The organism is Halalkalicoccus sp. CG83 (assembly GCF_037081715.1).
In the GTDB taxonomy this organism is placed as follows: domain Archaea; phylum Halobacteriota; class Halobacteria; order Halobacteriales; family Halalkalicoccaceae; genus Halalkalicoccus; species Halalkalicoccus ordinarius.
In genome coordinates, this window is record NZ_JAZDDH010000001.1 from 2008090 (window position 1) to 2033629 (window position 25540).

Annotated in this window: 19 protein-coding genes; 10 read left to right on the plus strand and 9 right to left on the minus strand. The window is 65.2% G+C overall.

The window, feature by feature from the left end; genetic code table 11:
* The 3 genes from V0Z78_RS10535 to V0Z78_RS10545 all read right to left on the minus strand — a co-directional run bounded on the left by V0Z78_RS10535 (window position 1) and on the right by V0Z78_RS10545 (window position 2718).
* Complete coding sequence (locus V0Z78_RS10535; RefSeq protein WP_336344587.1) at window positions 1-1059, minus strand: Gfo/Idh/MocA family protein; 1059 nt, start codon at window positions 1057-1059, stop codon at window positions 1-3.
* A gap of 75 nt (window positions 1060-1134) precedes the next feature.
* Window positions 1135-2268 (minus strand): N-methyl-L-tryptophan oxidase, encoded by a 1134-nt coding sequence (solA, locus tag V0Z78_RS10540; protein ID WP_336344588.1) that lies wholly within the window; start codon window positions 2266-2268, stop codon window positions 1135-1137.
* Between the two features lie 69 nt (window positions 2269-2337).
* The gene (locus V0Z78_RS10545; protein WP_336344589.1) at window positions 2338-2718 is read right to left on the minus strand and encodes a Rid family detoxifying hydrolase; all 381 of its coding nucleotides are present in this window, start codon (window positions 2716-2718) and stop codon (window positions 2338-2340) included.
* 119 nt (window positions 2719-2837) lie between these two features.
* Here V0Z78_RS10545 and V0Z78_RS10550 point away from each other — a divergent pair, with 119 nt between their 5' ends.
* On the plus strand, window positions 2838-4088 hold the full coding sequence (locus V0Z78_RS10550) for a serine hydroxymethyltransferase (protein ID WP_336344590.1): 1251 nt from the start codon (window positions 2838-2840) through the stop codon (window positions 4086-4088).
* Window positions 4089-4208: 120 nt separating this feature from the next.
* On the opposite strand, the gene V0Z78_RS10555 is transcribed toward V0Z78_RS10550, so the two are convergent.
* The 4 genes from V0Z78_RS10555 to V0Z78_RS10570 all read right to left on the minus strand — a co-directional run bounded on the left by V0Z78_RS10555 (window position 4209) and on the right by V0Z78_RS10570 (window position 10605).
* Window positions 4209-5819 carry a BCCT family transporter gene (locus V0Z78_RS10555; RefSeq protein ID WP_336344591.1) on the minus strand — a complete coding sequence of 537 codons (1611 nt, stop codon included), beginning with the start codon at window positions 5817-5819 and terminating at the stop codon, window positions 4209-4211.
* 188 nt (window positions 5820-6007) lie between these two features.
* Window positions 6008-7231 (minus strand): threonine ammonia-lyase, encoded by a 1224-nt coding sequence (gene ilvA, locus V0Z78_RS10560; protein WP_336344592.1) that lies wholly within the window; start codon window positions 7229-7231, stop codon window positions 6008-6010.
* A gap of 2 nt (window positions 7232-7233) precedes the next feature.
* Window positions 7234-9735, minus strand: coding sequence for a GcvT family protein (locus V0Z78_RS10565; protein ID WP_336344593.1), 2502 nt, complete (start codon window positions 9733-9735; stop codon window positions 7234-7236).
* Window positions 9736-9789: 54 nt separating this feature from the next.
* Window positions 9790-10605, minus strand: a complete 816-nt coding sequence (locus tag V0Z78_RS10570) for an IclR family transcriptional regulator (protein ID WP_336344594.1) — start codon at window positions 10603-10605, stop codon at window positions 9790-9792.
* Window positions 10606-11009: 404 nt separating this feature from the next.
* Between V0Z78_RS10570 and V0Z78_RS10575 the strand changes: the two genes are divergently transcribed.
* From V0Z78_RS10575 to V0Z78_RS10600, 6 genes are all read left to right on the plus strand, one after another.
* A complete protein-coding gene (locus tag V0Z78_RS10575) occupies window positions 11010-12146 on the plus strand; it encodes an aromatic ring-hydroxylating oxygenase subunit alpha (RefSeq protein WP_336344595.1) in 1137 nt (378 codons plus the stop codon).
* Between the two features lie 3 nt (window positions 12147-12149).
* Window positions 12150-12524, plus strand: a complete 375-nt coding sequence (locus V0Z78_RS10580) for a hypothetical protein (protein ID WP_336344596.1) — start codon at window positions 12150-12152, stop codon at window positions 12522-12524.
* 103 nt (window positions 12525-12627) lie between these two features.
* Window positions 12628-13437, plus strand: coding sequence for an SDR family NAD(P)-dependent oxidoreductase (locus tag V0Z78_RS10585; RefSeq protein WP_336344597.1), 810 nt, complete (start codon window positions 12628-12630; stop codon window positions 13435-13437).
* A 1739-nt stretch (window positions 13438-15176) separates the two neighbouring features.
* Window positions 15177-15581, plus strand: a complete 405-nt coding sequence (locus tag V0Z78_RS10590) for a DUF5805 domain-containing protein (RefSeq protein WP_336344598.1) — start codon at window positions 15177-15179, stop codon at window positions 15579-15581.
* Window positions 15578-16609, plus strand: coding sequence for a tyrosine-type recombinase/integrase (locus tag V0Z78_RS10595; RefSeq protein WP_336344599.1), 1032 nt, complete (start codon window positions 15578-15580; stop codon window positions 16607-16609). The genes V0Z78_RS10590 and V0Z78_RS10595 overlap by 4 nt, the downstream gene beginning before the upstream one ends.
* A gap of 461 nt (window positions 16610-17070) precedes the next feature.
* Window positions 17071-17733 carry a DUF5828 family protein gene (locus V0Z78_RS10600; RefSeq protein ID WP_336344600.1) on the plus strand — a complete coding sequence of 221 codons (663 nt, stop codon included), beginning with the start codon at window positions 17071-17073 and terminating at the stop codon, window positions 17731-17733.
* Window positions 17734-17875: 142 nt separating this feature from the next.
* Here V0Z78_RS10600 and V0Z78_RS10605 read toward each other — a convergent pair whose 3' ends face one another.
* Complete coding sequence (locus tag V0Z78_RS10605) at window positions 17876-18637, minus strand: IclR family transcriptional regulator (RefSeq protein WP_336344601.1); 762 nt, start codon at window positions 18635-18637, stop codon at window positions 17876-17878.
* 458 nt (window positions 18638-19095) lie between these two features.
* Here V0Z78_RS10605 and V0Z78_RS10610 point away from each other — a divergent pair, with 458 nt between their 5' ends.
* Window positions 19096-20007: an HpcH/HpaI aldolase/citrate lyase family protein gene (locus V0Z78_RS10610; RefSeq protein WP_336344602.1), complete on the plus strand. Its 912-nt coding sequence runs from the start codon at window positions 19096-19098 to the stop codon at window positions 20005-20007.
* Window positions 20008-20030: 23 nt separating this feature from the next.
* Here the strand turns inward: V0Z78_RS10610 and V0Z78_RS10615 are convergent, their stop codons facing one another.
* Window positions 20031-20399 (minus strand): VOC family protein, encoded by a 369-nt coding sequence (locus tag V0Z78_RS10615; RefSeq protein WP_336344603.1) that lies wholly within the window; start codon window positions 20397-20399, stop codon window positions 20031-20033.
* Window positions 20400-20648: 249 nt separating this feature from the next.
* On the opposite strand from V0Z78_RS10615, the gene V0Z78_RS10620 reads away from it, so the two are divergent.
* Entirely contained in the window at window positions 20649-23624 is a 2976-nt protein-coding gene (locus tag V0Z78_RS10620) for an FAD-binding and (Fe-S)-binding domain-containing protein (RefSeq protein WP_336345180.1), read from the plus strand.
* A 162-nt stretch (window positions 23625-23786) separates the two neighbouring features.
* Window positions 23787-25532, plus strand: a complete 1746-nt coding sequence (locus V0Z78_RS10625; protein WP_336344604.1) for an L-lactate permease — start codon at window positions 23787-23789, stop codon at window positions 25530-25532.
* Window positions 25533-25540 lie beyond the last annotated feature (8 nt).

Consider the following 25540-nt stretch of genomic DNA (forward strand, 5'->3'; position numbering starts at 1 on the left):
TCAGTCGAGCGCGACGTCCTCGGGATCGACGTCGACGAACCCGCCGTCGCCCTTCGCGGACTCGTAGGCGGCCTCGGTGACCGCCGTCACGCGCAACCCGTCGAGCGCGGTCGCCGGTGGTTCCTTCTCGTTCCGAACCGACGCGACGAACGCCTCGGCCTTGTTCGGCAGGTCCCGATCGAGTCGGGGGCGATGCTCCCCGCTCTCGGCGTCGATCGTCGTGAGCTCGTTCGCCTCCCAGTCGTGGCTGTCGAGGTACGTCGCGCCCTCTTCGTCCCACAGGTGGATGTGTTCGCGCATGCAGGGCGTCTCGCCCGAGCAGGTGACCGACGCCGTGGTGCCCTCCTCGAACCGGATCGTGACGTGCGCTCGCCCGTCCACGCGTCGTTCGTCGTCGACGAACGACATCTCGGCGGCGACCGCCGTCGGGGTGAGGCCCGTACTCCAGAGGATCGAGTCGAGGAGGTGGCTTCCCGTATCGTAGAGATAGCCGCCGCCGGAGAGGTCGGGGTCCATCCGCCACGTGCCCGCGAACCGCTCGACCCAGTCCTGGCTTATCTCGGCCGTGATCCATCGGGGAGTCCGTCCCTCGCCCAGCCATAGGTCGCGGGTCTCGGCGAACGCCCCGTAGAGATGGCGCTGATAGCCGACCATCAACACCTCCCCACGTGTCTCGTCGCGGGCGACGAGGTCGCGGGCCTCGTCGATGTCCGTCGTCAGAGGCTTGTCACAGAGCACGTGCAGGTCCCGGTCCATCGCCGCGGTCACTTGGTCGTAGTGGAGGGTGTGGGGCGTCCCGATCAACACGGCGTCGATCTCCGCTGCGTCCAACATCGCCTCGTACCGCCCGTAACGGTCGTCCTCGGGGACGCCGAGGTCGTCGCCGGTCTCCTCGAGCGTCCGGTCGTCGACGTCGACCAACGCGGCGATGCGGGCCGCGTCGTGCTCGCGGAACCGGTCTCCCACGGTTCGTCCGATGAACCCGCCACCGACGATGCCGATCCGCATCGGGGCCTCGATCCGGTTCGATTCGTCGTCAGTCCACGTCTCGCTGGTCATCACTGCTAACCGACCAGCAGCGTTCACGAAAGGGTACCGATCCGCCCGCGAACGGTCGGGTCCGAGGAGGGTCGCTCAGACGCCGTCGAACCGATCGAGCGCGAACAGGTCGATCGGGTGGTCGGTGTGTCCGTCCACGGCCAGATCCGCGAGCACCTCGCCGATGACGCTCGCGAACTTGTAGCCGTGACCCGAGAAGCCGGTACCGAAGACCACCTGCGGGTGATCGGGGTGGCGATCGATGATGAAGTGGTCGTCGGGGGAGTTGGTGAACATGCAGGTCGCGAGTCGCATCGTCGGTCCGGTCCCCTCCGGGAAGTACCTCTCGGCGAACTCCCGCAACAGGCGTTCGTCCTCGGGTTCGGGATCGCGGTTCATCGCGTCCGGGTCGACGTCCTCCTCGCGATGCATGTAGCGGCCGAACTTGAACCCCGGCACGCGGGCGATCGGCAGGCCGTAGAAGCGCCCTTCCTCGACCTGGAGGTTCCAGACGGGGAAGCGCTCGGGGCGAAACCGCTCGGGCGTCTCGGGCTGGAGCCAGGCGAGTACCTGCCGCTGAGGGACTGCGAGTCCCTGGAGGGCGTCGATGTGCTTGTACGCCCACGCGCCCGAGGCGACGACGAGGTTATCGGCGGTGTACTCCCCCCGGTCGGTTCGGACGCGGACGCCGTCGCCCTCTGGCTCCCAGTCGGTCACGCGCTCGCGCGCCTGGATCCTGGCTCCCTCGGCCTGGGCCTGCATCGCGTGTGCGACGATCGCACGCTCGGAGAGGACGTAGCCGCCGTTGGGCTGGTAGACCGCCATGTGCTCGTCGGGGAGGTCGTAGCCGGGATAGCGCTCGTTGACCTCCGTTCCGGACAGCACCTCGTGGTCGATGTCGTACTCCTCACAGGAGCGAAGCGATCCCCGAAAGAGCGGGTCGTCCTCGGGCGCGGCGTCGATCGAGCCGGTCTCGAACAACAGCTGTTCGCCGTGGGCGGTCTGGACCTCCTCCCAGAGCTCGTAGGCCCGGCGAATTAGCGGCACGTACGAGGGGTGTTCGTAGTAGGCGAGCCGGATGATCCGCGAGATGCCGTGTGAGGAGCCCATCGCGTGGGGAACGTCGTAGCGTTCGAGCCCGAGGACGTCCCGACCCCGCTTCGCGAGCCGGTAGGTGGTCGCACTGCCCATGCCGCCGACGCCGATGACGATGTCGTCGTAGTGGTGCATTATTCTGATCGTCCCCCGTTTCTCGTCGCGCCGATGGTGAGCCGAACTCGGAACATGAACCGGGTAGACTCACTTCGCGGCGGCGATCGCCTCGATCTCGAGGGCTGCGCCCTTGGGGACCTTCCCGACCTCGAGGGCGCTTCTCGCCGGCGGTTCCTCGCCGAAGTAATCCGAGTACACATCGTTCATCTCCTCGAAGTCGTCGACGTCGTCGAGGAAGACGCTCACCTTGAGCACATCCGAAAGCGAGAGTCCCTCGCTCTCGAGGATGGCCGCGACGTTCTCGAGACATCGGTCGGTCTGTTCGGCGACCGACCGATCGTCGAGCAGCTCCCCGTCGGGCGTCATCGGCAGTTGCCCTGCCGTGAAGACGAGGTCGCCGTTCGTCGTCGCCTGGCTGTACGCGCCGACGGCTGCCGGGGCATCGTCCGTGCTAACCGTGCGTTGCATACGCGTATCGATTCCGGAGACTACAATAAACCGTGTGATACCGGCCGTTTTCTCTCCTTCAGTGTGGCGTGTGAGGACATCCCAAGATTCATGTCCCCCTTCGACGAACTACGGGTGCCATGTCGGACGCAGACCCACTCGTAGAGCGAGCGCCGGCGGTCGCCGACGCGATCGACGCCGAGCGCGACCGGCAGGAATCGACACTCGGGATGATCGCCTCGGAGAACCACGTCTCGAAGGCGGTCCTCGACGCACAGGGAAGCTGTCTCACGAACAAGTACGCGGAGGGGTATCCGGGAAAGCGTTACTACGGCGGCTGCGAGCACGTCGACACCGTCGAGGAGCTCGCGATCGAGCGCGCCGAGGAGCTGTTCGGCGCCGAGCACGTCAACGTCCAGCCCCACTCGGGGACTCAGGCCAACCAGGGCGTCTACTTCGCCGTGCTGGATCCGGGCGATAGGATCCTCTCGCTCGATCTCACCCACGGCGGTCACCTCTCACACGGCCACCACGTCAACTTCTCGGGCCAGCTCTACGAGGTCGAACAGTACGAGGTCGACCCGGAGACGGGCTACATCGACTACGACGACCTCGCGGATCGGGCGGCGGCGTTCGATCCCGACATCGTCGTCAGCGGCTCGTCGGCGTACCCTCGCGAGTTCGACTGGGAGCGCATCGGGGAGATCGCCGACGCGGTGGGGGCTTACCACCTCGCCGATATCGCCCACATCACCGGACTCGTCGCCGCCGGCGTCCACGCCTCCCCCGTCGAGCACGCCGATTTCGTCACCGGCTCGACGCACAAGACGATCCGAGCGGGCCGCGGCGGGATCATCATGTGTACCGAGGAACACGCCGAGGCGGTCGACAAGGCCGTCTTCCCCGGCGGGCAGGGCGGTCCGCTGATGCACAACGTCGCCGGCAAGGCCGCCGGCTTCGGCGAGGCGCTCACCGACGAGTTCGAGGCATACGCCGAGCAGGTCGTCGAGAACGCGAAGACGCTCGCGGACGTGCTGCGTGATCACGGCCTCTCGCTCGTCTCGGGCGGCACGGACAAACACCTCCTGCTCGTCGACCTCCGCGACTCCCACCCCGACCTGACGGGCGAGGACGCCGAGGCGGCCCTTGAGACCGTCGACGTCATCGTGAACAAGAACACCGTCCCCGGCGAGAGCCGCTCGCCGTTCGTCACCAGCGGGATCCGCATCGGGACGCCCTGCGTGACCACGCGTGGGTTCGAGCGCGAGGAGATGGAAGCCGTCGGCGAAGGAATCGTCCGGGTGCTCGATGCGCCCGACGACGGGGCGGTCCTCGACGACGTCGCCGATGACGTCGCCCGTCTCTGCGCGGACCATCCGGTCTACCGCTGAACGCGGGTGGACGCTACTTCTCCGGATCGTGCGGGTATCGACACATAGCGCCGTGTCCGTCGGAATCCGATCCCGAGCGACGGAAGCGGGAAGGAGAGAACGGATCGCGCGCCGGCGAGCTCAGTCGTCCTGGGTCCCCTCGATGACCTCCGTCGAGGCGGGGACGTCGACCTCGTCCTCCTCGCGGAGGAACAGTGCCCGCTGCCGGCCGAAGGTGAGGATCATCGACGCCACCGCGAGGAGGGTGACGACCGCGAACGGGCCGCCGGTGATGATGGCGGCGGCCTGCAGCGCGTCGACGCCGCCGGTCACCATCAACAACGACGCGAGCGCGCCGATGAGAAAGCCCCAGATGACGCGATTGATCGTCGAGGGACGCTCCGCGCCGCCGGTAGTGAGCATCCCGAGTGCCAGCGTCGAGGAATCGGCGGACGTGACGAGGAACGTCGTCACGAGGACGAGAAACAGCACGGTCAACAGCCCGCCGAGGGGAAGCGCCTCGAACAGCGGGTAGCCCGAGGCGGCCTCGCCGAGCTCGCTGACGACCGAGAGGATGTCCGCCCGCCCGTTCTCCTGGAGGAAGATCGCGGTCCCGCCCATCGTGGCGAACCACGGGATCGTGATCCCGGTCGAGGCGATCACGCCCGTGACGGCGACCTGCCGGACGGTGCGACCCCGGGAGATGCGGGCGATGAAGAGGCCGACGAACGGCGTCCAGGAGAACCACCACGCCCAGTAGAAGATCGTCCAGCCGCCGACCCACTCGGCGACGCCCGTGCCACCGGAGGCCGCCGCGCCGGTGTAGAAGCTCATCGTGACGAACTGGTTGATGTACCCGCCCAGTGCCTGGGTGCCGACCGCCATGATATAGCCCGTCGGCCCGAGGACGAACGTCGCGGCGGTGACGACCGCGAACAGCCCCATGTTGAAGTACGAGATCCGACGGATCCCCTTCTCGACGCCGAGCGCGACCGAGACGGTGAAGACGACGGTCAGCCCGGTGATGACGGCGATCGTCCCGAAGTCGCCGACCGAGGCACCGGTCATCCACTCGATGCCGACGAGGAACTGACTACCGACCAGTCCCAGCGTGGTTGCGACGCCGCCGATGGTCGCGAAGACCGCGAGGATGTCGATCGTCTTCGCGGCCGCTCCGTCGAGGTTGTCGAGGCCGACCCACGGGGCGATCACCGTCGAGATGCGAAGCGGCGCGTCGTGGCGGTAGGCGTAGTAGGCGATCGGCAGCCCCATCACGACGTAGGCGGTCCACGCCGAGAGGCCCCAGTGGAAGAAGGTGTACTGGATGGCGCCGACCGCGGCGGCGGGCGACTGGGATTCGGCGCCGACGAACGGCGAGACGGCGTCGTAATGGAAGATCGCCTCCGCGGGCCCCCAGAAGACGATGCCGGCGGCGATCCCCGCCGAGTACAGCATCGCGAAGTACGCGAGGAAGGTGAACTCCGGTTCCTCGTCGGAACCGCCGAGTTTGATGTTTCCCCACGGTCCGAAGATCAGGAACAGGACGAACATCACGAGAGTGAACATCACGAGCAGGTACGCCCACCCCAGGTTCGTCCAGAGGAACTCGTTGACGCCGTTCATCGCCTCGGTGGCCGCCTCCTCGAACAGCGCGAACGCGATCACGGCGAGGCCGGCGACGCCCGTCCCCACGACGAACACGAGGGTGTCGAGTTCCTCGCGGAACTTCCCGAACGCCGAACGTTCGCTCATCGTTCCCACCCTGCGACACGTCGGGCCCGGTCCGTTCCCGACGTTAGTCGCCCCGTCGATTCATCCACTCGTCTCCGCCCCCACGTATCGGATCCATCGACGCTTTCCGCGATATCCATTATCATGACATCTATTGACAGTCTTGTTGAAAACTATTATAAATGTTTCGCTACGTGAACGACGGTAACTCACCGCGCATTGACGATCTCGACGGCGTATCCTCGGTCCTCGATGGCCTCGGTGATCGCGCGCGAATGGCCCGACCCGCTGGTGATCACTCGGAAGACGAGGTAGGCGTCGCCGACGTTGAGGTCCTCGACCGCCCGCTCGTGGCGTACGTTCCGGATGTTGGCGTCGTGATCGGCGATGACCCGTGAGATCTCGGCCATCCGGCCCGGCTGGTCGTCGATGTGCACCCGCATGTGCAACAGCTGTTGGCGGTCGGTCATGGCGTGAACCAGGACGGTCTGTAACATCGGCATGTCGAGGTTCCCTCCGCCGAGTAGGGGCATGACGGTCTCGCCGCTCACGTCGAGGTCATCGCTCAGCAACGCGGCGACCGACGCCGCGCCCGCACCCTCGACGAGCTGTTTCGCCCGTTCGAGCAGCAGGAGGATCGCGGAGGCGATGTCGTCGTCCGAGACGGTGACGATCCTGTCGACGTGGTCCTCGATGATCCCTAGCGTGAGTTCGGATACCCCACCCGTGGCGATCCCGTCGGCGATCGTGTCGACCGACTCCAGGGTCTGGGGGATGCCCTTGTCGAGGCTCTCGGGGACCGTCGCGGCCGCCTCGGCCTGGACGCCGACGATCCGAACCTCGGGCGCGAGTTCGGCGTAGGCGAGCGCTATCCCGCTGATGAGCCCGCCGCCGCCGATCGGGACGATCACGGTGTCGACCTCGGGGCAGTCCTCGACCATCTCCACGCCCAGCGTCCCCTGCCCGGCGACGATGTCCGGGTCGTCGTAGGCGTGGACGAACGTCGTGTCCCCCGTGGCGGCGAGTTCCTGTGCGCGGGTCATCGCCGCCCGGAAGTCCTGTCCGTGGAGTTCGACGGTCGCGCCATACTCGCGGGTCGCATCGATCTTCGTCTGGGGGGCGGTCCTCGGCATGACGATCGTCGACTCGACGCCGAGCGTCGTCGCCGCGAGCGCGACCCCCTGGGCGTGGTTGCCCGCGCTCGCGGCCACCGCGTGTTCGATCCTCCCCTCGGCGACCGCCTGCGAGAGCTTGTTGTACGCCCCCCGCGTCTTGAACGACCCCGTCCACTGGAGGTGTTCCATCTTCAGGTAGACGTCCCCGCCGACCATCCCTCCCAGCGACGTGCTTCGTTCGACGGGCGTGCGCTTGACGACGCTCTCGTCGTCGAGACGTTCCTCGGCGGCCTCGATATCGGCAAAGGTGACGGACATGGTCAGCGGATGATCTTCTCCCGGCCGGGGTCGAACAGCGGTTCCTCGGCGACCGTAAGGGGGTAGCGTTCGCCCTCGTACTCGACCGCGAGCGAGACGCCGGGCTCGGCGAGGTCGGACGGGAGGTAGCCGTAGGCGATGCCCGCGTCGATGCTGTAGCCGTAGTCGGCGGCCTTCACGTGGCCGACGACCTCCTCGTCGTCGAGGATCGGCTTGCCGCCGTCGACCACCTCGCCAGCATCGTCGAGCGTCAGGGGGACGATCTCCCGCTCGAGGCCCGCCTCCTTCGCCTCCAGGAGCGCCTCCCGGCCGATGAAATCGGTGTCGGTGTCGACTGCGAAGCCGATCCCCGCCTCGTAGGGGTCGTGCTCGGGCGTGACGTCGGTGCCCCAGAGGCGGTAGCCCTTCTCCAACCGCATCGAACCGAGGAAGGCGCCGTTGCCTAACGCGATCATGTCGTGGTCCTGGCCCTGTTCCCAGATCAGGTCCCAGAGCCGGCCGCCGTACTCGGTCGGTGCGTACAGCTCCCAGCCGAGCTCGCCGACGTACGAGACCCGGAGCGCGAGGACGGGTATCGAATCGAGGTAGAACTCCTTCGCGCGGAAGTAGCCGAAGGCGTCGTTTGAGAGGTCCTCGTCCGTGAGAGGTTGGAGCACCTCTCTCGCCTTCGGCCCCCAGACGCCGAGCCCGCACTGATCGGAGACGTGGGCGTCGATCGTCACGCCCTTCTCGGGCGCATGCTCGCGGATCCAGCGGGTGTGTTCGGTCGCCGACGCGCCGCCGCCGGTGGTGGCGACGAAGCGTTCGTCCCCGAGACGGGTGACCGCCATGTCCGCGAGGATCCCGCCGTCGTGATCGAGCATCGGGGTGTAGCGCACCTGGCCGACGTCACAGTCGAGGTCGTTCGCGAACAGCCGCTGGACGAACTCGAGGGCGCGCTCGCCCGTGATCTCGATTCCGGTGTACCGTGAGAGGTCGTAGATCCCGACGTTCTCCCGGACCGCCTGGTGTTCCGCGCCCTGGATCGGCGACCAGCCCTGCGCCAGCCAGCCCGATCGCTCGGGGACGTCGTACTCCTCGAGCAGGGACTCGTTCGCGCCGTACCACTGGGGGACCTCCCAGCCGCCCGACTCGTAGAACTCGGCGCCCAACTCCTTCTGGCGCTCGTAGAAGGGGCTGCGACGGAGCCCGCGTTGGTTCTGGGGCTGTTCGTTCGGGTGGATCAGCTGGTAGACCTCCTGGTACTGCTGACCGCCGCGGGCATAGGAAAACGCCCGGCTGCCCGAGTGGGGCTGGAACCGCTCGACGTGGGCCCCACTGACGTCGACTTTCTCCTCGCCGAGTCGGGGGACCCCCTCGTCCATCCACTCGGCGACGACGCTGCCGACGCCGCCCGACTGAGTGACCCAGACAGCGAGCGCCCACCACAGACCGTCGATGTCTTCCGTTTCGCCGAGGATCGGCATTCCGTCCGGCGTAAACGAGAACATTCCGTTGAACGCGCGCTCGAACCCGTTGTCCTCGAACGCGGGGACGAGCTCGCGGGCGGCGTCGTAAGCGGACTTGTCGATGTCCGGATGGGTCTGCTCGTAGAAGTGTTCCTCGGTGAACTCCCGGATCGAGGGCATCTCCTCGGCCTCCTCGGGCGCACGGATGTCCTCGGGATCGACGAGTAGGGGTTCGTGGTCGTACGAGCCGATTCCGTACGACTCCCCGTGCTGGCGGAAATAGAGCGAATAGTCCTGATGGCGCAGGATCGGCTGTTCGAGTTCCTCGCTCGCGCCCGCGAGCTCCTCCAACGGTTCGCTCACGAGGTACTGGTGGGCGCAGGGGACCAGCGGCACGTCGACGCCGACCATCTCGCCGAACAGCGGTCCCCAGATGTTGGTCGCTACGAGGACCTCCTCGCAGTCGATCCGGCCCCGGTCGGTGACGACCGCTTCGACCTCGTCGTCCCCGGTCTCGATGTCGGTGACGGTGGTGTGGCCATGGAAATCGGCAGCCCCCCGGTCCTCGGCTTCACGGGCCATCGCCCGGGAGGCGTCGACTGCGTGGGCCTTGCCGTCGCCGGGAACGTAGTAGCCGCCGTGGATGACCGACTCGTTGATCTGGGGGATCTCCGCGGCGACCTCCGCGGGTGAGAGCAGCTCGCCGCCCTCGACACCCCACGAGCGGCCGTACTCGCGTTTTCGCTTGAGGTAGTCCCAGCGTTCCTCGGTGTAGGCGACCTCGATGCCGCCACAGTCGGCGAAGCTATCGAGATCGCCGTAGAGGTCGACGGTATACTGGGCGAGCCGACTCATCAGTTCGTTCTCGGTCGTCTGGAAGACGAGTCCCGGAGCGTGAGAGGTCGACCCTCCCGTCTCGAAGAGCGGACCCTGGTCGACGACGACGATCCCGTCCCGTCCCTGCTCGGCGAGGTGGTAGGCGGCGCTACAGCCGACGCAACCGGCCCCGATGATGACGGTCTCCGCGCTGTCCGGAAGCTGTGTCTCTGCACTCATGTGGTTCGTACTGGGGTCGTCGGACCAGCGCATTAAGTGTCACGGTCACACACGTCACGGCTCCGGTTCGGAATCGGGCCCCTCCTCGAGCGCCTCCTCGAGTTCGCGGGCGGCCTCGATGACCACCTGCGGGGCCTCCGCCTGGAACCCCTCGCTCTCGCGGCGATAGGTCGGCACCGACATCGCCAGCGCGCCGAGCGGCGAGCCGTCCGGGTTCGAGACGGCGACGCCGACCGCACACAGCCCGTCGACGTACTCCTCGTCGGCGACGGCGTACCCTCGCTCGCGGGCGCGCGAAAGGTCCTCAAGGAGGGCCGCCCGGTCGGTGATCGTGTTCTCGGTCCGCTTCGGCAGTCCCCACCGATCGACGATCCTCTCGACGCACTCGTCGGGCAGCACCGCGAGTAGGGCTTTCCCGCCCGCCGTACAGTGCATGTGGTAGTACGTCCCCGAGTGCGAGAGGTCGCTCGTCGTGGCGAAGAGATCGTCGCGGTAGCTGTTCTGGGGGTGGTAGGACTCGTAGATCGTGATCGTCCGTCCATCGTTCTCCACCACGAAGTCGACCTCCTCGTTGGTTCGCTCGGCGAGGTCGCTGACCGTCCGGCCCGCGAGCCGGTAGCCGCGCTTCCTGAGGCGGGCGTACTCACCGTGGTGGTGGAACTTCAGGCCGAGGTGGTATCGTTCACCCTCCTTGACGAGGTAACCATGGGATTCGAGCGTTCGGAGGTGCTTGTAGACGGTGCTTTTCGCGAGGCCGAGTTCGGAGACGAGCGCCGACAGGGTCGCCCCGTCCTGGCGCTGAATGCGCTCGACCAATGCGAGCGATCGCTCGGTCGTCTTGACCCCGTCCCGGTCGTGATCGGTCACCATGGTACCGTCTGCACGGAACGGATGCAAAAGAGTTCGGGTGCGTCGAACCGACCGCAACGACCCGAACCACGCTCTCCGGGCGATCATCGGCGAGTTGCGTCCGGCTCCTCGGTCGTGCTCGGTCGGTTCGAAATACGCGAACGACACCGCCGTTCGAACGCCTCGCGGTGCGTCGTCGATCGCGCGTCGACCGTTCCGTGACAGCCGTACGTCTGTAAACCCAATCCGAACCGTGCCCGACCGGCCGAAGGCGGTGCTCGACTGCGGGCGAATTTCAGTTCGGAATGTTCGAACCGACCGGAGATCGGCGTCACCCACCGTCCTCCGGGACGTGTTCGACGGGCTGTGGGAGACGGTATCGTATCATCAACTTTTATGTGTGTCGACGGAATAAGAGGTACTGTATGACGCGGTGGAACGACGGGACAGACGCGACTGCGTCTGTCAGTCCTGACATAACGGAGGAAACGAACGCCTTACCCGCGAGCTACTTCACCGATCCAGCGGTTCACGAGATGGAGCAGGAGAAGGTGTTCTCGCGGTACTGGGTATACGCCGGCCACGCAAACGCGATCAGGGAGCCGGGCGAGTACTTCACTCGAACGATCGGAGGGAAACAGATCATCGTCGTCCGCGATCACGACACCGAGGTGCGGGCGTTCTACAACGTCTGTGCTCACCGAGGCTCGAAGATGGTCGAGGACACCCCGATGACGGAGCCCGGGAACGCCTCGAGCATCCGGTGTCCGTACCACCTCTGGACGTACGACCTCGACGGCGACCTCCGGAGCACCCCCCAGAGCTTCGAGGAGGCCGGCATGAACCCTGACCTTGAGGACGACGACGTCCGCGAACTCGACCGTGAGAAGAACGGTCTCATGGAGGTCGAACTCGACACGATCGGGCCGCTGCTGTTCGTCAACTTCGACACCGATCCGATGTCGCTCGAGGAACAGGCGGGCGATCTGAAGACGGAGCTCGAGTCGTTCCCCCTCGAACGGTACGAACACGCCCGTCGCTACGTCTCCGAGGTCGAGTGCAACTGGAAGACGTTCAGCGGTAACTACTCCGAGTGCGATCACTGCCAGGCCAACCATCAGGACTGGATCAAGGGCATCTCGCTCGCGGAGTCCGAACTCGAGGTCGACGACTACTACTGGGTGCTCCACTACACCCACGACGAGAGCGTCGAGGCCGAGGAGTCGCTGATCGAGGGCGAGGCGCGCTTTTACTACTTCTGGCCGAACTTCACGCTCAACATGTACGGTAACGCCGATGGCTACGGCACGTACATCATCGATCCGATCGACGAGGGACGGTTCCAGCTGATCGCCGACTACTACTTCGAGAGTCCGGAGCTGAGCGAGGAGGAAGAGCGGTTCGTCCAACTGAGCCGCAAGCTCCAGGAGGAGGACTTCGAACTGGTCGAACGCCAGTACGAGGGGCTACAGTCGGGCGCGCTTGCGCAGGGTCAACTCGGTCCGAACGAACACACCGTCCACCGGCTCCACCGACTCGCCCAGGAGGCGTATAACGCGTAGTCGATGACGACCGACACCAGCAAGAGTCGGGGTGAACGGGCACCGCTCTCCGTGGTCTGTACCGACTGTGAGGTCCACAAGGAGGTCGGGGACGCCAACGAGGCGGTGGCGTTCTACCGCCGGCATCGTTCGATCACCGGCCACGACGTCGAGTGGGTGCGCGCCGACGGGGTTCCGAAAGTCGCCCCGGAGGGCGATCTCAAGGAGGTGATCGCCGGCCTAGAGGGACGGTTCGAGAACGGCGTGCCGATCGGCGTCGTCACTGCCGTGACGAGCGAACGCGGTCGCACGATCGGCGAGACGCTATCGGCGATACGCGAGCTACGGATGGCGGGTGAACTGTACGAGCCGCGGGACGACCGCCTTCAGGTGACGTGATCCGGGCGAGAGCGGACCACCGCCGAACCCGCAAGTGAGTTCTCGAACCGGCCAACCCGCCGGGGTCTCGGCCCTTTTCCGTCGGGCGCCGCTACGGCCGACGATGCCAGTCAGAGACGAGCCACCCACGACGGAGTCGGTCCGCGATCGAACGAGCCTCGCCGGCACGACGGCCGTAGTGACGGGCGCCTCGAGCGGCATCGGGCGTGCCGTCGCCGAGACGTTCGTCGCCGACGGTGCGGACGTCGTGATCTGCTCGCGAACGCAGGCCGACGTCGACGCGGTCGCCGAGGAACTGAACGAATCGGACCTACCGGGCGAGGTCCTGGCGGTCGAGTGTGACGTCACCGACCGCGAGTCGGTCGAGGTGCTCGCACGGGCCACGGTCGAGGAGTTCGGCGACGTCGACGTCCTCGTGAACAACGCCGGCGGCACCGGCGAGGGTGGACCCCTCCACGAGGTCGACCCCGAGGACTGGGATGGCGTCCTCGAGGTGAACCTCACTGGGACCTTCAACGTCACGCGCGCGTTCGCCGACGCGCTCCGGGACGGCGGCGGCGCGGTCGTCAACACCGCGAGCATGGCCGGCCGCTACGGCGTCGCAGGCATGGGACCGTACAGCGCCGCGAAGGCCAGCGTCGCCAACCTCACGCGCACGCTCGCGAGCGAGTGGGCCGACAGCGGCGTACGCGTCAACGCCGTCAACCCTGGGTTCATCGCGTCGCCACCCGTCATCGAGATGCTCGGACTCGAGGGGATCCCCGATCGCGAACCGGTCGATCGCGAGGTCGGGACGCCTCACGAGGTGGCCGACACCGTCCGGTTTCTCGCGAGCGACGCCGCCTCGTTCGTCACCGGACAGACGATCGCGCCGACCGGCCCGCCCCACGTCTTCTCGCCGCCCGAGGTCTGATCGAGGAACCGTCCTCGGCATCGCCGACCTCGAACTGCTCGAGGCCGTCTACGAGTCGGCGGAATCGGGCGAGCGCGTTCGATCCGAGTGAACCATCCCGGAGTGATTCTCGACGGGGGACGCTCCCCGAATAATCCGGCCGCACTGTGGATTCGATATAGCAGTATATGATTTATGAGTGCTGGCAGGGTCGATCACCGATCGATTTCGAGCTGGGTGTCCGATTCGATCGACCGCCGTCAATGATCATGAGGAGCGGTCGACGAGCCTGGTTCGGTCATAGCCCTTCGGTTCGTCGCGAGAAAGGCTCATATCCTGTCATCGACTGTCACACCTCGCCGAATACAGAACGATCGACCCAACGACGAGTACGGTGAACGCGTCCTCTCGGACGGCACGACGACGATCTACGATCCGAAGAACGACGCCGCATGGATTATCTCGAATACGGCGGTATCGCTCAGGAACGAGACCGGCGAACGGAACCGATCCAACGACTCCCGGTGAGGAGAGGATTGGATCCCACGATGGGAGCGTAGAGACAACACGTTCGGAAGCCGAACCAAGGTTCGAAATGCGGTAATCCGTACCGAAGGAACCAGTCAAGTAAGTGGTGGCCCGATCCGGAAACTCAGCGTTGAATTCCGTGTTAGGCCGGTACCGGGATCGACTATTTCACCCACCGACGCGCCGCGATTCTCGAGGAGAGGTACTTCGGTCGGTGGTCACGGCGTGTCCGGGAATAGAGCGCACCGATACGATGGTTCTCTCTGAGTTTGGCTGCCCGATCTGGTGGGGGCTTTGTTTAGACGTAGAAGGAACTGATCGCTCCGGTGAACTAATCCTTCTCAAGCTTCGCGGATCGTCTCGTGACGTCGGCGAAACACCGTATCTCGAACGATCCCGCGCAGCCAGCCAAACGGATGATAGTGGTTATGCTGACTGGGTTCTCGTCCAGAATGGGTCTCGAAATCAGCGAAGTTCCAGAGTTTGCGACTGTGTGCGTAGGAGACAGCAGCCCAAGATAGCGGCTTAGTGCACCCTTCTCCGCTCCTCTGCTAACCCTCACGACACCGGGGAGGTGCAGGTTTCGATGCAACTGCCCTTGACCGTTCAAGGGGCGTCTGTGCGATCACCATGATGTGATGGTCGTTATCGAGTGACTGCTGGATGACTTGCCGTCCGGTTCGACTTATCGTCTCGAAGACTGCAACCGTCATTCTCTCTGGTTCTATATCTATGGTCGATAGGACGGACGGGTTTTGAGTGCACCTACTGATCAGTCCGCGGTTTGACTCACTATTTGATTCGTATCGGGATTACCCGAGTGTGAGGAGAACCGATTCTCGTGCTCTGTCTAAACAAGACTGTACCCTATCGGTCGTCTGTAAGACAGGGCCGGTCATCGAGCCATGAGCTGTGACACTCGATCTCGAACGGTCGAACTGACGAGAGGTTTCGATCCCTCCCTCGCGACCCCTCGTTCGGCCCGCAACCCCTAGGGGTAGTAGTCCGAAGACACACCCTTTCTCCGGCTTCGGGAGGACGTGGGTGTTTCGAGCGGTCAGCATCAGCCGATATATTATTTGTTTTTGTATCCCTATAAGGTTTAGTTGACGGGGATAGAAAACAGAATAAGTTGAGATGCTGCACGTAATTCCAGGACTAAAAAACCCAAATAAGATAGTTTAGATGGCTGAATAGGCATACTGAAGGTCTCTGGATGAGATAGGGAGTCCATGACGAACGACGGATCCGACACGGCTCGAACGGCCGTCAAGACCTACGTCCCCGCGTACCAGAAACGGATCTGGGCCGAACACGCCGACGAACTGGGCATGAGCCAGAGCGAGTTCCTGAGCACGATGGTACAGGCGGGCCGACGCGGGTTCGAGCCCGACGAGAAGGAATCCGAATCCGAACCCGCTCCGGCTACGACTGACTCGTCGACTGGCGAGCTCGAAGAGCGGGTCGTGGCGATCCTCGCCGACGCCGGTCCGCTCGCCTGGGAGGAGCTCGTGGCCGCGCTGACCGACGACATCGAGGATCGCCTCGAGGACACGCTTCAGGACCTCCAGTCCGAGAACCGGGTGAGCTACAGCGGCCGATCCGGGGGCTACACGCTCGAGAGTGATCGGCCGTGAGCGCGGCCGATCCGGGATCCACGAACGATCCGATTGCTTACTTCCTTCAGGACATCGAGTACCAGGGAAAGACCGAGCGAACGTGGAGGGCTTATGAACGAGTCCTTCGTGACTTCGAACGGTTCATCCAGGAGTACCCCCACGTCGATACCCTTCACGACGTCACTCACCGCGCCTGTATGGCGTGGATCCACGATCAACGCGGCGAGGTCGCCGAGAGCACGCTCGCGACGTACGCCTCGTACCTCCACCGGTTCTACGCCTACATGACCCAGATCGGTGAGTTCGAGGAGAACCCCATGGCACTGGTAGTCGAGCAGATGGACGAGTCCATCGACGTCGACCCGACGCGCCGCGAGATCAGCGTCGATGAGATGCGGCAGTTCGTCATCGGTATTCGCCATCCGCTCTCGCGAGCGCTGGTCGTCACGCTGCTGAAGACGGGAATGCGCGCTGGCGAGCTCTGTAACCTCGACTGTCGAGATCTCAACCTCATGACGGATGCGATCGAGTTCAACGTCGAACCGCGTCCGCAGCTCCACGGCAAGCCGGAGTCGATCTACGTCTCCCCGGAGCCCGCGCGTGGAACCGTGGTGAACGGCGAGGAACGAACGGCGTCGAACAAACGAAAGCGGCCGACGGTTATTCCCGTAGACGCGGAACTTCACGAAACGCTGGTCCGCTGGCTCGCGATCAGACCGGACACACACTCGCCGGCCGATCCGCTGTTCACGAGCACTAGCGGCGCCTGGGGTAGCCGAATTTCGGCGGACGCAGTACACGCCACGGTCGAACACCACGCCCGCGATCGGGGCTGGTACCGGACGGGCGGCGGCGCGAGCGAGAACGTCACCCCCCACTACTTCCGTCATTTCTTCACTACCCACCTCCGTGGGCAGACCGGAGAGCGAGGAATCGTCAAGTACCTCCGCGGTGACGTCGCTGACGACGTTCTCGACACCTACACCCACAACTGGGGTGACAGGGTGCGCGAGACCTACGAGGAGAACATCTATCGGCTTCTATAGTCTATAAATCTTATACCGCTATATCAAATGAGAGCGACTTCGGTTCAGCCCGATCGAGTCGGATCGCCACAATCCACGGCGCTAGCGTCCTCCTCCCTGAAGCTCTTGGACGACGGTCAGAGTACGATCGCGATCAGCCGACGTATAGCAGTGAACGGCTCCGGGGACGACGGTCCTGGTCCCGGGAGCGCTCTGGAAGGCTTCCTCATCCACGGATCGTCCCCGCTGTAGGCCGCCGGCCGGAAGAGCCGGATCGCGAACGGTCCGAGCAGAAGCGGGCGGTAGACCCGACACAATCGGTGTGAGGTCGCATCGTAATAGGACGTCCGCGGTCGCAGTAGTCCGCGCTCAGACGTCCACGCCAGTTCGACGCGAACGATATCGTACTTGACAGAAACGTTCATTTGGATTCCGTCCCTACGTTCGAACGAAACCGCACGATAGAATCGAGGTGAGCCGACATGGAGGAAAGCGTTTCGGGATTCAAGGTCACCGGAACCTGGGCCGAGATCGTCGAGCACGGCGAACGAGTCACGGAAGCACTCGAGGAGGCCGACGTCGATCCCGAGGAGTTCGAGGCGTGGGAGCAGTGGCGTCCGAAGGCCGACGAACGGCTCGACGAGGAGATGAGCCGAAAGACGTCGAAGCAGGCGAGCGTCGACGAGGGAAGCGGCGAACGGGCCGACCAGTCCGCCGAGGAGGACCTCCGGACGGCCGGCGAGAAACTGGGCGAGTCGTACGAGCAGATAGGCGACGACGAGGAAAACGCCCGTAGTACTGCCCACGAATCGTTCGACTACGCGACGCGGGCCGCGGACACGGCCGGCCGGAAGGTCCTCCGGGCGGTCGAGGACACGGTCTATCAGGGACCGATGACGCGGGTCGCGCCGTACTACTTCGACGGCGACGTCGTCAGCGCGAACATCAACGGGAAGAGTCAGTTCGGGGACAGCGAGGGGTTCGTCCTCGAAGTCGACATCAACGACGACGACCTCAAGGAGGAGATCAGCGAGCTGCTCGCCGAGTACGACGAGGAGATCGGGCGCTGGCACATCGAGACGGACCCGGAGACGAGGGGTTCCGAGGCCGCCGAGGGCGTCGATCCCCGGACCAGTCCGATGTAGGACGTCCGCGGAACTCGACATATCGAGGCGTACCCGCTACGGATGCCTCCGAGAACGCGATCCGCCCGATCGAGCGCCCGCTATCCAGATGTATGGACGTCGAGTTCTCGATCGTATTACATCCGTACCGCTGTAATATAATTCACGCGTACGTGCTGTTGATCTCGATGACGTTCGCGGTGCTCATCACGAGCGAGGGGAGCTCCTCACGGTACCAGTCGTCGCGGATCCGGCTTCTCGGTCCCGAGACGCTGACCGCGCCGAGCACGTCGTCGTCGACGATGACGGGTGCGGCGACACAGCGTAGTCCCTCGAGGCGCTCCTCGTCGTCGTAAGCGTACCCGCGTTCGCGAATCGTCTCGAGTTCCTCGAGTAGTCGGCCACGGTCGGTGATGGTGCTCGGGGTGACGGCGGGCAGCCCGTGTCGATCGAGGATCCGTTCGACGCGTTCGTCGGGAAGGTGGGCGAGGATCGCCTTTCCGAAGCCGGTAGTGTGGAGCGGGACGCGCTTTCCGGCATGAGTGTCCATGTGGACGGCATCCGCGCCCTTCGCACGGTAGAGAAAGACGCCTCGGCCGTGTTCCTCGACGAGGAGGTTCGCCATCTCCCGGGTCTCCTCGGCGAGCTTGTCGATCTCGGGCGGGGCGATCGTCGCGATCGGACGACGGTCGCGGGCGTGCTCGCCGAGCTGGAGGAAACGGAGCCCGACGGCGTACTCGCTACCCTGTTTGGTCACGTACTCGTTGCGCCGAAGCGTCTGGAGGTGGTTGTGGACCGTGCTCTTCGGCAGCTCGAGATGCTCCGCGAGATCGGTCACACCCGCCCCGTCGAGCATTCGGAGGGCGTCGATGATCCGGAGGCTGGTCTCCGTCGCCCCCACGGTGACCGGCTTGGCGGATTCCATGACGGCCCGTACCAGCCGACCGGTAATAAGTTCCACTGGTGGAACGGTGCGTTCAGTACGGTTGAACGTCCGTCCGTTTGGACCGCACACCCGATGACGAACGCGTATCGAGACGAAACGCGACGTCCGGATCGGCGTCCCTCGGAACGGGCGGACGACGCGTGACAACGACCGTTCCGTCTGGAAGGACTGATTTCGGCTCATCCGCGAATCCGTTCATTTATGACGAACGCAATCGTTCCTGCGCCCGTCAACCGTTCATAGGACGGTACTATCGGACCGTTCCTTTTTCCTCCAAGCGGTTAACGAACGTTGTACGATACGATGAATCATTACATCGATGGCCGGAACGACCCCGTTCGGAGAGCAGGAACCGACGATCAACCGACGGCGACGTTCCGTATTGGGATATCTTTATGCCACATCCGAAGCGAGTGTGCAGTGGACGGAACCCAACTATGAGCGATGTCACACTTCGACGAACGCAGTTAGCGACACCGGCGAGCGACGAGAACTTCATGAAGAGCGCCTCGAACAGCGCGGCGGACGAGGTGTTCCTCGACCTGGAGGACTCGGTCGCACCGAACGCGAAGCCGGATGCCAGAGAGCCCCTCATCAACGCCGCCCAGGAACACGACTGGAGCGGAAAGGTGCTCTCCTTCCGGATGAACGGGATCGACACCGAGTGGTGGTACGACGACGTCATCGACGTCGTGAGCGCGGCGGGCGAGCACATCGACGACATCATCATTCCGAAGGTCAAGGGCGCGAGCGACATCCACACCGTGGAGAACCTCCTCACGCAGGTCGAGGAGAACGCCGGCCTCGAGGTCGGCGCGATCGGCCTCGAGCCCCAGATCGAGGACGGCGAGGGGATGCACCGGGTCCACGAGATCGCCCACGCGAGCGATCGCCTCTCGAGCATCATCTTCGGACCGGGCGACTACTCCGCCGCGATGGGGACTCCCGGACTCGACATCGGCCAGTTCCCCGACTACCCGGGCCACTACTGGCACCACGCGCTCTCGGAGTGCAACGCCGCGGCGAAGAGCGCGGGCCTTCCGTGTCTCGACGGCCCCTACGCCGACATCGAGGACGAGCAGGGCTTCCGGGATTCGTGTAACAACGCCAACATGATCGGCTGTGACGGCAAGTGGGCGATCCACCCCAGCCAGATCGAGATCGCGAACGAGATCTTCGCGCCCGACCCGGAGACCGCCGAGCGCGCCCAGCGGATCGTCGAGGAGTACGCTCAGGCGATGGAGGAGGGCAAGGGTGCAGTGAAGGTCGACGGCCAGATGGTCGACGAGGCGACCAACAAGATGGCCCAAGACATCGTCGACAAGGCGGAAGCCGCCGACATCCTGTAATCGGGACCCCGACGACGGTTTTTTTATTCGAGCGACTCGACGAGTTCGACCCGCCGACCGTCCGGGTCGCGGACGAACGCGGTCCGAGCGCCGGCCTCGGGTTGGTCGGCGGGTTCCTTGTCGACGCCGTAGTGATCGATCTCCTCGAACACGCTGTCGATGTCGTCGACGCCGATCGCGAGGTGATCCCACGCCGATCCGGCCTCGAACTCGTTCTCGCCCTCCGTATCGGAGAGCTGGAGTTCGACGCCGTTGTCCGCTGCGATGTAGCGGTTCTGGGTCTCGCCGTCGGGCGTCTCGAACTCCCAGGACTCCTCGAAGCCGAACTGCTCGTAGAACTCGATCGTCTCCTCGGCGTCCGCGACGTTGACGTTCACATGGATGAGATCCATGCCTCCCGCCTCGCCCGCCCGTGGGTTAATCGGCGTGGTCGGGGCAAAACGTGCCCCCTCGTCGCGTGGGAACGACGGACGTAGCGTTTATGCCGGTCGATCACACACGCTTCGAGTATGGCCAAAACTCCAGTGGACGAAACCCCGATAGAGCCCGCCGGTGACGCGGACCACTCCCAGGAGATGATGGAGGCGGCCTCGGTCGAGGAGATCATCGAGCCCTCGACGCTCCGCAAGCCCCACGGGGACATGAGCCAGTTCGAGACCTACCGCGAGGAACGCGGACACGACCACCCCGACGCAGAGGAGTACGTCGCGCTCGCGGAGGACCTCCGTGGCGCCGTCGCGGGCGAGGTGCGCTTCGACGAGTACAGTCAGGTGCTGTACGCGACCGACGGCAGCATCTACCAGGCCCGGCCCGCGGGCGCGGTCTTCCCCCGTAACGTCGAGGACGTCCGGGCGGCGGTGCGGGTCGCCGAGAAGCACGACGTCCCGATCATCGCCCGCGGCGCGGGGTCGTCGCTCGCCGGCCAGGCGGTCGGGCCGGGCTGCGTGGTGCTCGACATGACCGTCTACATGGACGAGATCCTCGACCTCCGGCCCGACGAGAAGCGAGCGCGCGTCCAGCCCGGCGTCGTCCAGGACCACTTCGACGAGTACGCCGGCCAGTGGGGCCTGAAGTTCGCGCCCGACCCCGCCTCCTCGAACCGCGCGACGATCGGCGGCGGCATGGGCAACAACAGTACGGGAGCGCACTCGGTGCGCTACGGCATCACCGACGCCTACACCGAGGAGCTGAAGGTCGTCCTCTCCGACGGTTCGCTGATCCACACCCGCGAGGTCGTCCTCGACTCCCCGGAGTACGAGGAGATCGTCTCGAAGGACGACCGCGAGGCGGCGATCTACGAGACCGTTCGAGGGCTCGTCGAGGAGCACGAGGAGGAGATCGAGGCGCGCTATCCCGAACTCAAGCGCAACGTCTCGGGCTACAACCTCGATCGCGTGATCTACGAGAACGAGGCGGGCGAGCGCGTGATCAACCTCTCGAAGCTGCTGGTCGGCTCGGAGTCCTCGCTGGGCGTGATCGTCGAGGCGGAGATCTCGCTGGTGACGCTCCCCGAGGAGACCTCGCTCGCGCTCTACTGCTTCGACGACCTGATCGACGCGCTTAGAGCCGTACCCGAGGCCCTGGAGTTCGAGCCCAGCGCGGTCGAACTGATGGACAGCGAGGTGTTCCGACTCGCGCGTGACAACGAGGAGTTCGCCCAGTACGAGGAGCCGATCCCGGACGGTACGGAGGCCTCGATCATGCTCGAGTTCGACTCGGAGCTCCACGAGGACTTAGAGGAGCCCATCCGGGAGACGAACGCCCACTTCGTCGAGGAGGGCGACGCCTTCGACGTGCTCGAGGCCTACACCGAGGACGACCAGGCCCAGATGTGGAAGCTGCGGAAGGCCGCGATCCCGCTGCTGATGAGCCTGGAGGGCGATCCGAAACCCTACCCGTTCATCGAGGACGCGACGGTCCCCCCCGAGGAGCTCGCGGAGTACGTCCAGGAGTTCATGGAGATCCTCGAGAACCACGACACCTCCGCAGCCTACTTCGCGCACGCGGGAAGCGGCACCCTGCACATCCGGCCGATCCTCAACCTCAAGGAGGACGGTGACATCCAGAAGATGCTCTCGATCGCCGACGACGTCACCGACCTCGTGAAGGAGCGCCACGGCTCCTTCTCGGGCGAGCACGGCGACGGACTGGCACGAACCCAGTTCAACCGCAAGATGTACGGCGACGACCTCTGGGAGGCGTTCCTCGAGATCAAGGAGGCGTTCGACCCCGACTGGCGGATGAACCCGGGGAAGGTCGTTCACACCGAGGACGACCCGACCGACATGCGCGAGAACCTCCGATACGGCGCGGAGTACAGCTCGGTCGAACCCCAGACCAAGCTCGACTTCTCGAAGGAGGGGGGCTTCTCACAGCTCGTCGAGCTCTGTAACGGCTGTGGCACCTGCCGGCAGACCGACGACGTGATGTGTCCGACCTACCGGGGCTCGAAGGACGAGATCGAGACCACCCGCGGCCGGGCGAACATGCTTCGTGCGGCGATCTCCGGCGAGATCGACGAGGAGGAGATGTTCACCAAGCAGTTCCAGGAGGAGGTGCTCGACCTCTGTGTGGGCTGTAAGGGCTGTAAGAACGACTGCCCGACGGGCGTCGACATGGCGAAGCTCAAGACGGAGGTCAAACACCAGTACCACCAGCGCGAGGACCCGAGCCTCCGGACGCGGGTGTTCGCGAACATCGACCGGCTCTCGTGGCTCGGGAGCAAGCTCGCGCCGATCTCGAACGTCGGTCCGAAGCTCCCCGGCTCGCGCAAACTCATGGAGAAGGCCGTCGGCGTCGCGAGCGACCGGAAGCTGCCGTACTTCGAGAGCGAGTCGCTCGAGGAGTGGTACGAAGCGCGCGGACCGCGCATCAGCGAGGCCGAGGCCGACCGGAAGGTCCTGCTCTTCCCGGATACGTTCACCAACTACAGCTACCCCGAACCGGGGAAGGCCGCGATCCGGGTGCTCGAGGCGGCGGGCGTCCACGTACGAATCCCCGACGACTGTGCGCCCAGCGGCCGGGCGGCCTACTCGACCGGGATGCTCGATCTCGCGGAGAAGCGCGCACGGGCGAACGTCGAGGCGTTCTCGAGCTACCTCGACGACGGCTGGGAGGTCGTCGCGATCGAGCCCTCCGACGCCGTCGTCTTCCAGGACGAGTACCGCGACATCGTGCCCGGCGAGGCGACCGATCGGCTGGCTGAGCACGCCTACGGCGTCATGGAGTATCTCGACACCCATCGACTGATCGACGGGCTGAACGACGACGGCCGGCTGATCGACGCCGGCGGATCGCTCACCTACCACGGTCACTGTCACCAGAAGGCGACGGCGAAGGACCACCACGCGGTGGGCGTCCTTCGCCGGGCGGGCTACGAGGTCGATCCGCTCGATTCGGGCTGCTGTGGGATGGCGGGTTCGTTCGGCTACGAGGCCGAACACTACGACCTCTCGAAGTCGATCGCCTCGCTGCTCTTCGAGAAGATCGACCGGAGTGACGGCGAGGAGGTCGTCGCGCCCGGCGCGTCCTGTCGCAGCCAGATCGGCGACCGCGACGAGCGTTCGGAGAACCCGCCCCACCCGATCGAGAAGGTCGAGGCCGCGCTCGCTCCCTGAGTTGGGCCGCGGGGCCGTTCCGTCTGACGATATTTGCTACCGCGTACTAGTAGTAGAAACCATCATAGTTATTAGAGATGCAATGAGAGGTAGGCGTGAGGTGTTCACAGTGTACGTGATAGATGAGGAAACCGTTCTTGGAACGAGAGGCGTAGAACCGACATGGTAAGCGTAGTCGAGCTCGGAGCCGCGGCACTGCCGCTGCTCATCGGTGCGGTGTTGCTCGTCGGGTTCCTCTGGCCGGCGACCCGAGCGATGCCGATCGCCTGGATAACGGCGCTTCTGGTCGGCTTCTTCGTCTGGAACATGCCGCCCGACTGGCTGGCGGCGGCGTCGATCGTCGGCGTGATGACGGCGCTCTCGATCCTCTGGATCGTCTTCGGCGCGCTCGTCCTGCTCTATACGCTGATGCAGGCGGGCGCGTTCGACCGGATCAACCGAGGTTTCGCCACGATCAGCGACGACCGGCGCGTCCAGATCGTCCTGCTCGCGTTCTTCCTCGCGACGTTCATCGAGGGGGCGGCGGGCTTCGGTACGCCCGCCGCGGTCGTCGCGCCGCTGCTTCTGGGGCTCGGCTTTCCGGCGCTGGCCGCGGTCGTCGCGGCCATCATCGGCCACATCATCGCGGTGACCTACGGCGCCGTCGGGACGCCGATCATCATCGGGATCCAGGACCCGCTGGCCGCGACGGGCTTCCAGGACGCGATCGCCCAGGGCGGCTACTCCGTTCCCGAGTACTCACAACAGGTCGCCGCCTGGGCGGCGACGTACCACACGCTCGTCGGCTTCGCGATGCCGCTGTTCGCGGTGGGGATGGTGGTGTACTTCTTCGGCGACCGCGACGAGCGATCGCTCGCGCCCGCCTGGGAGGTCGCGCCGCTGTGTCTGTTCTCGGGGATCGCCTTCGCGGTTCCGTACTGGCTGTCGGCGTGGTTCTTCACCGCGGAGTTCCCCAGCCTCATCGGTTCGATGGTCGGCGGGGCGATCGTCGTCAGCGCGCTGAAGGCGGGCTACTTCCTTCCGGACACCCGCTGGGACTTCCCGCCGCGTGACGAGTGGCCCGACCACTGGGTCGGCACGATCGAACCCGGCGAGAACGGCGCGACGACGGGCGGACCCGACGAGGCGGTCGCCGCCGACGGTGGCGTCGCTCGCAACTCGGAGATGTCGCTCGCTCGCGCGTGGTCGCCGTACCTCATACTGGTCGTGTTGCTCGTGATCACCCGCGCGATCGACCCGATCTCCGAGTTCATCAACCGGCCGACGTTCATCATCGAGTGGCAGGAGATCCTCGGCACCGGACTCGCCAGTAGCATCGCGTGGATGAACGTCCCCGGCTTCTGGCTGATCGTGAGCGCGCTGCTTGCGATCCCGATCTTCGGCATGAACGGTGGACAGGTCTCCGCGGCGTGGCGCGAGGCCGCAGAGAAGCTCGTCTCACCCTTCATCGCGCTGGTCTTCGTCATCGCGATGGTGCAGGTGATGATCAACTCCGGCGCCCACCCCGGTGCCCCGGCCGAGGGAAGCATGATCGTCGTGCTCGCGACGGCGACCGCGAACCTGTTCGGTCCCGCCTATCCGGCGATCGCGGCGCTCATCGGCGCGCTCGGTGCGGCGATGGCCGGCTCGAACACCGTCTCCAACATCACCTTCGGCGGCTTCCAGTTCGAGGCCGCCCAACAGCTCGAACTGCCGACGCAGATCATCGTCGGTGCGCAGGCCGTCGGCGGCGCGATCGGTAACCTCGTCGCCATTCACAACCTGGTCGCGGCGCTGGCGACGGTCGGTCTCGTCGGCCAGGAGGGGCGCGTCATGCGCCTGAACCTGATCCCGCTGATCTACTACGCCGTCTTCGTCGGGTTCTGGGCGATGCTGTTCTCGTACGTGCTGTTCCCGAACCTCTTCTGAGCCCCGCC

Coding starts and splice junctions, on each gene's coding strand:
- V0Z78_RS10580 (WP_336344596.1), top strand. CDS start 12,150: ATGACGACCGACACCAGCAAGAGTCGGGGTGAACGGGCACCGCTCTCC.
- V0Z78_RS10575 (WP_336344595.1), top strand. CDS start 11,010: ATGACGCGGTGGAACGACGGGACAGACGCGACTGCGTCTGTCAGTCCT.
- V0Z78_RS10615 (WP_336344603.1), bottom strand. CDS start 20,399: ATGGATCTCATCCATGTGAACGTCAACGTCGCGGACGCCGAGGAGACG.
- V0Z78_RS10605 (WP_336344601.1), bottom strand. CDS start 18,637: ATGGAATCCGCCAAGCCGGTCACCGTGGGGGCGACGGAGACCAGCCTC.
- V0Z78_RS10590 (WP_336344598.1), top strand. CDS start 15,177: ATGACGAACGACGGATCCGACACGGCTCGAACGGCCGTCAAGACCTAC.
- V0Z78_RS10545 (WP_336344589.1), bottom strand. CDS start 2,718: ATGCAACGCACGGTTAGCACGGACGATGCCCCGGCAGCCGTCGGCGCG.
- V0Z78_RS10565 (WP_336344593.1), bottom strand. CDS start 9,735: ATGAGTGCAGAGACACAGCTTCCGGACAGCGCGGAGACCGTCATCATC.
- ilvA (WP_336344592.1), bottom strand. CDS start 7,231: ATGTCCGTCACCTTTGCCGATATCGAGGCCGCCGAGGAACGTCTCGAC.
- V0Z78_RS10600 (WP_336344600.1), top strand. CDS start 17,071: ATGGAGGAAAGCGTTTCGGGATTCAAGGTCACCGGAACCTGGGCCGAG.
- V0Z78_RS10550 (WP_336344590.1), top strand. CDS start 2,838: ATGTCGGACGCAGACCCACTCGTAGAGCGAGCGCCGGCGGTCGCCGAC.
- V0Z78_RS10625 (WP_336344604.1), top strand. CDS start 23,787: ATGGTAAGCGTAGTCGAGCTCGGAGCCGCGGCACTGCCGCTGCTCATC.
- V0Z78_RS10555 (WP_336344591.1), bottom strand. CDS start 5,819: ATGAGCGAACGTTCGGCGTTCGGGAAGTTCCGCGAGGAACTCGACACC.
- V0Z78_RS10620 (WP_336345180.1), top strand. CDS start 20,649: ATGAGCCAGTTCGAGACCTACCGCGAGGAACGCGGACACGACCACCCC.
- V0Z78_RS10585 (WP_336344597.1), top strand. CDS start 12,628: ATGCCAGTCAGAGACGAGCCACCCACGACGGAGTCGGTCCGCGATCGA.
- solA (WP_336344588.1), bottom strand. CDS start 2,268: ATGCACCACTACGACGACATCGTCATCGGCGTCGGCGGCATGGGCAGT.
- V0Z78_RS10535 (WP_336344587.1), bottom strand. CDS start 1,059: ATGACCAGCGAGACGTGGACTGACGACGAATCGAACCGGATCGAGGCC.
- V0Z78_RS10610 (WP_336344602.1), top strand. CDS start 19,096: ATGAGCGATGTCACACTTCGACGAACGCAGTTAGCGACACCGGCGAGC.
- V0Z78_RS10570 (WP_336344594.1), bottom strand. CDS start 10,605: ATGGTGACCGATCACGACCGGGACGGGGTCAAGACGACCGAGCGATCG.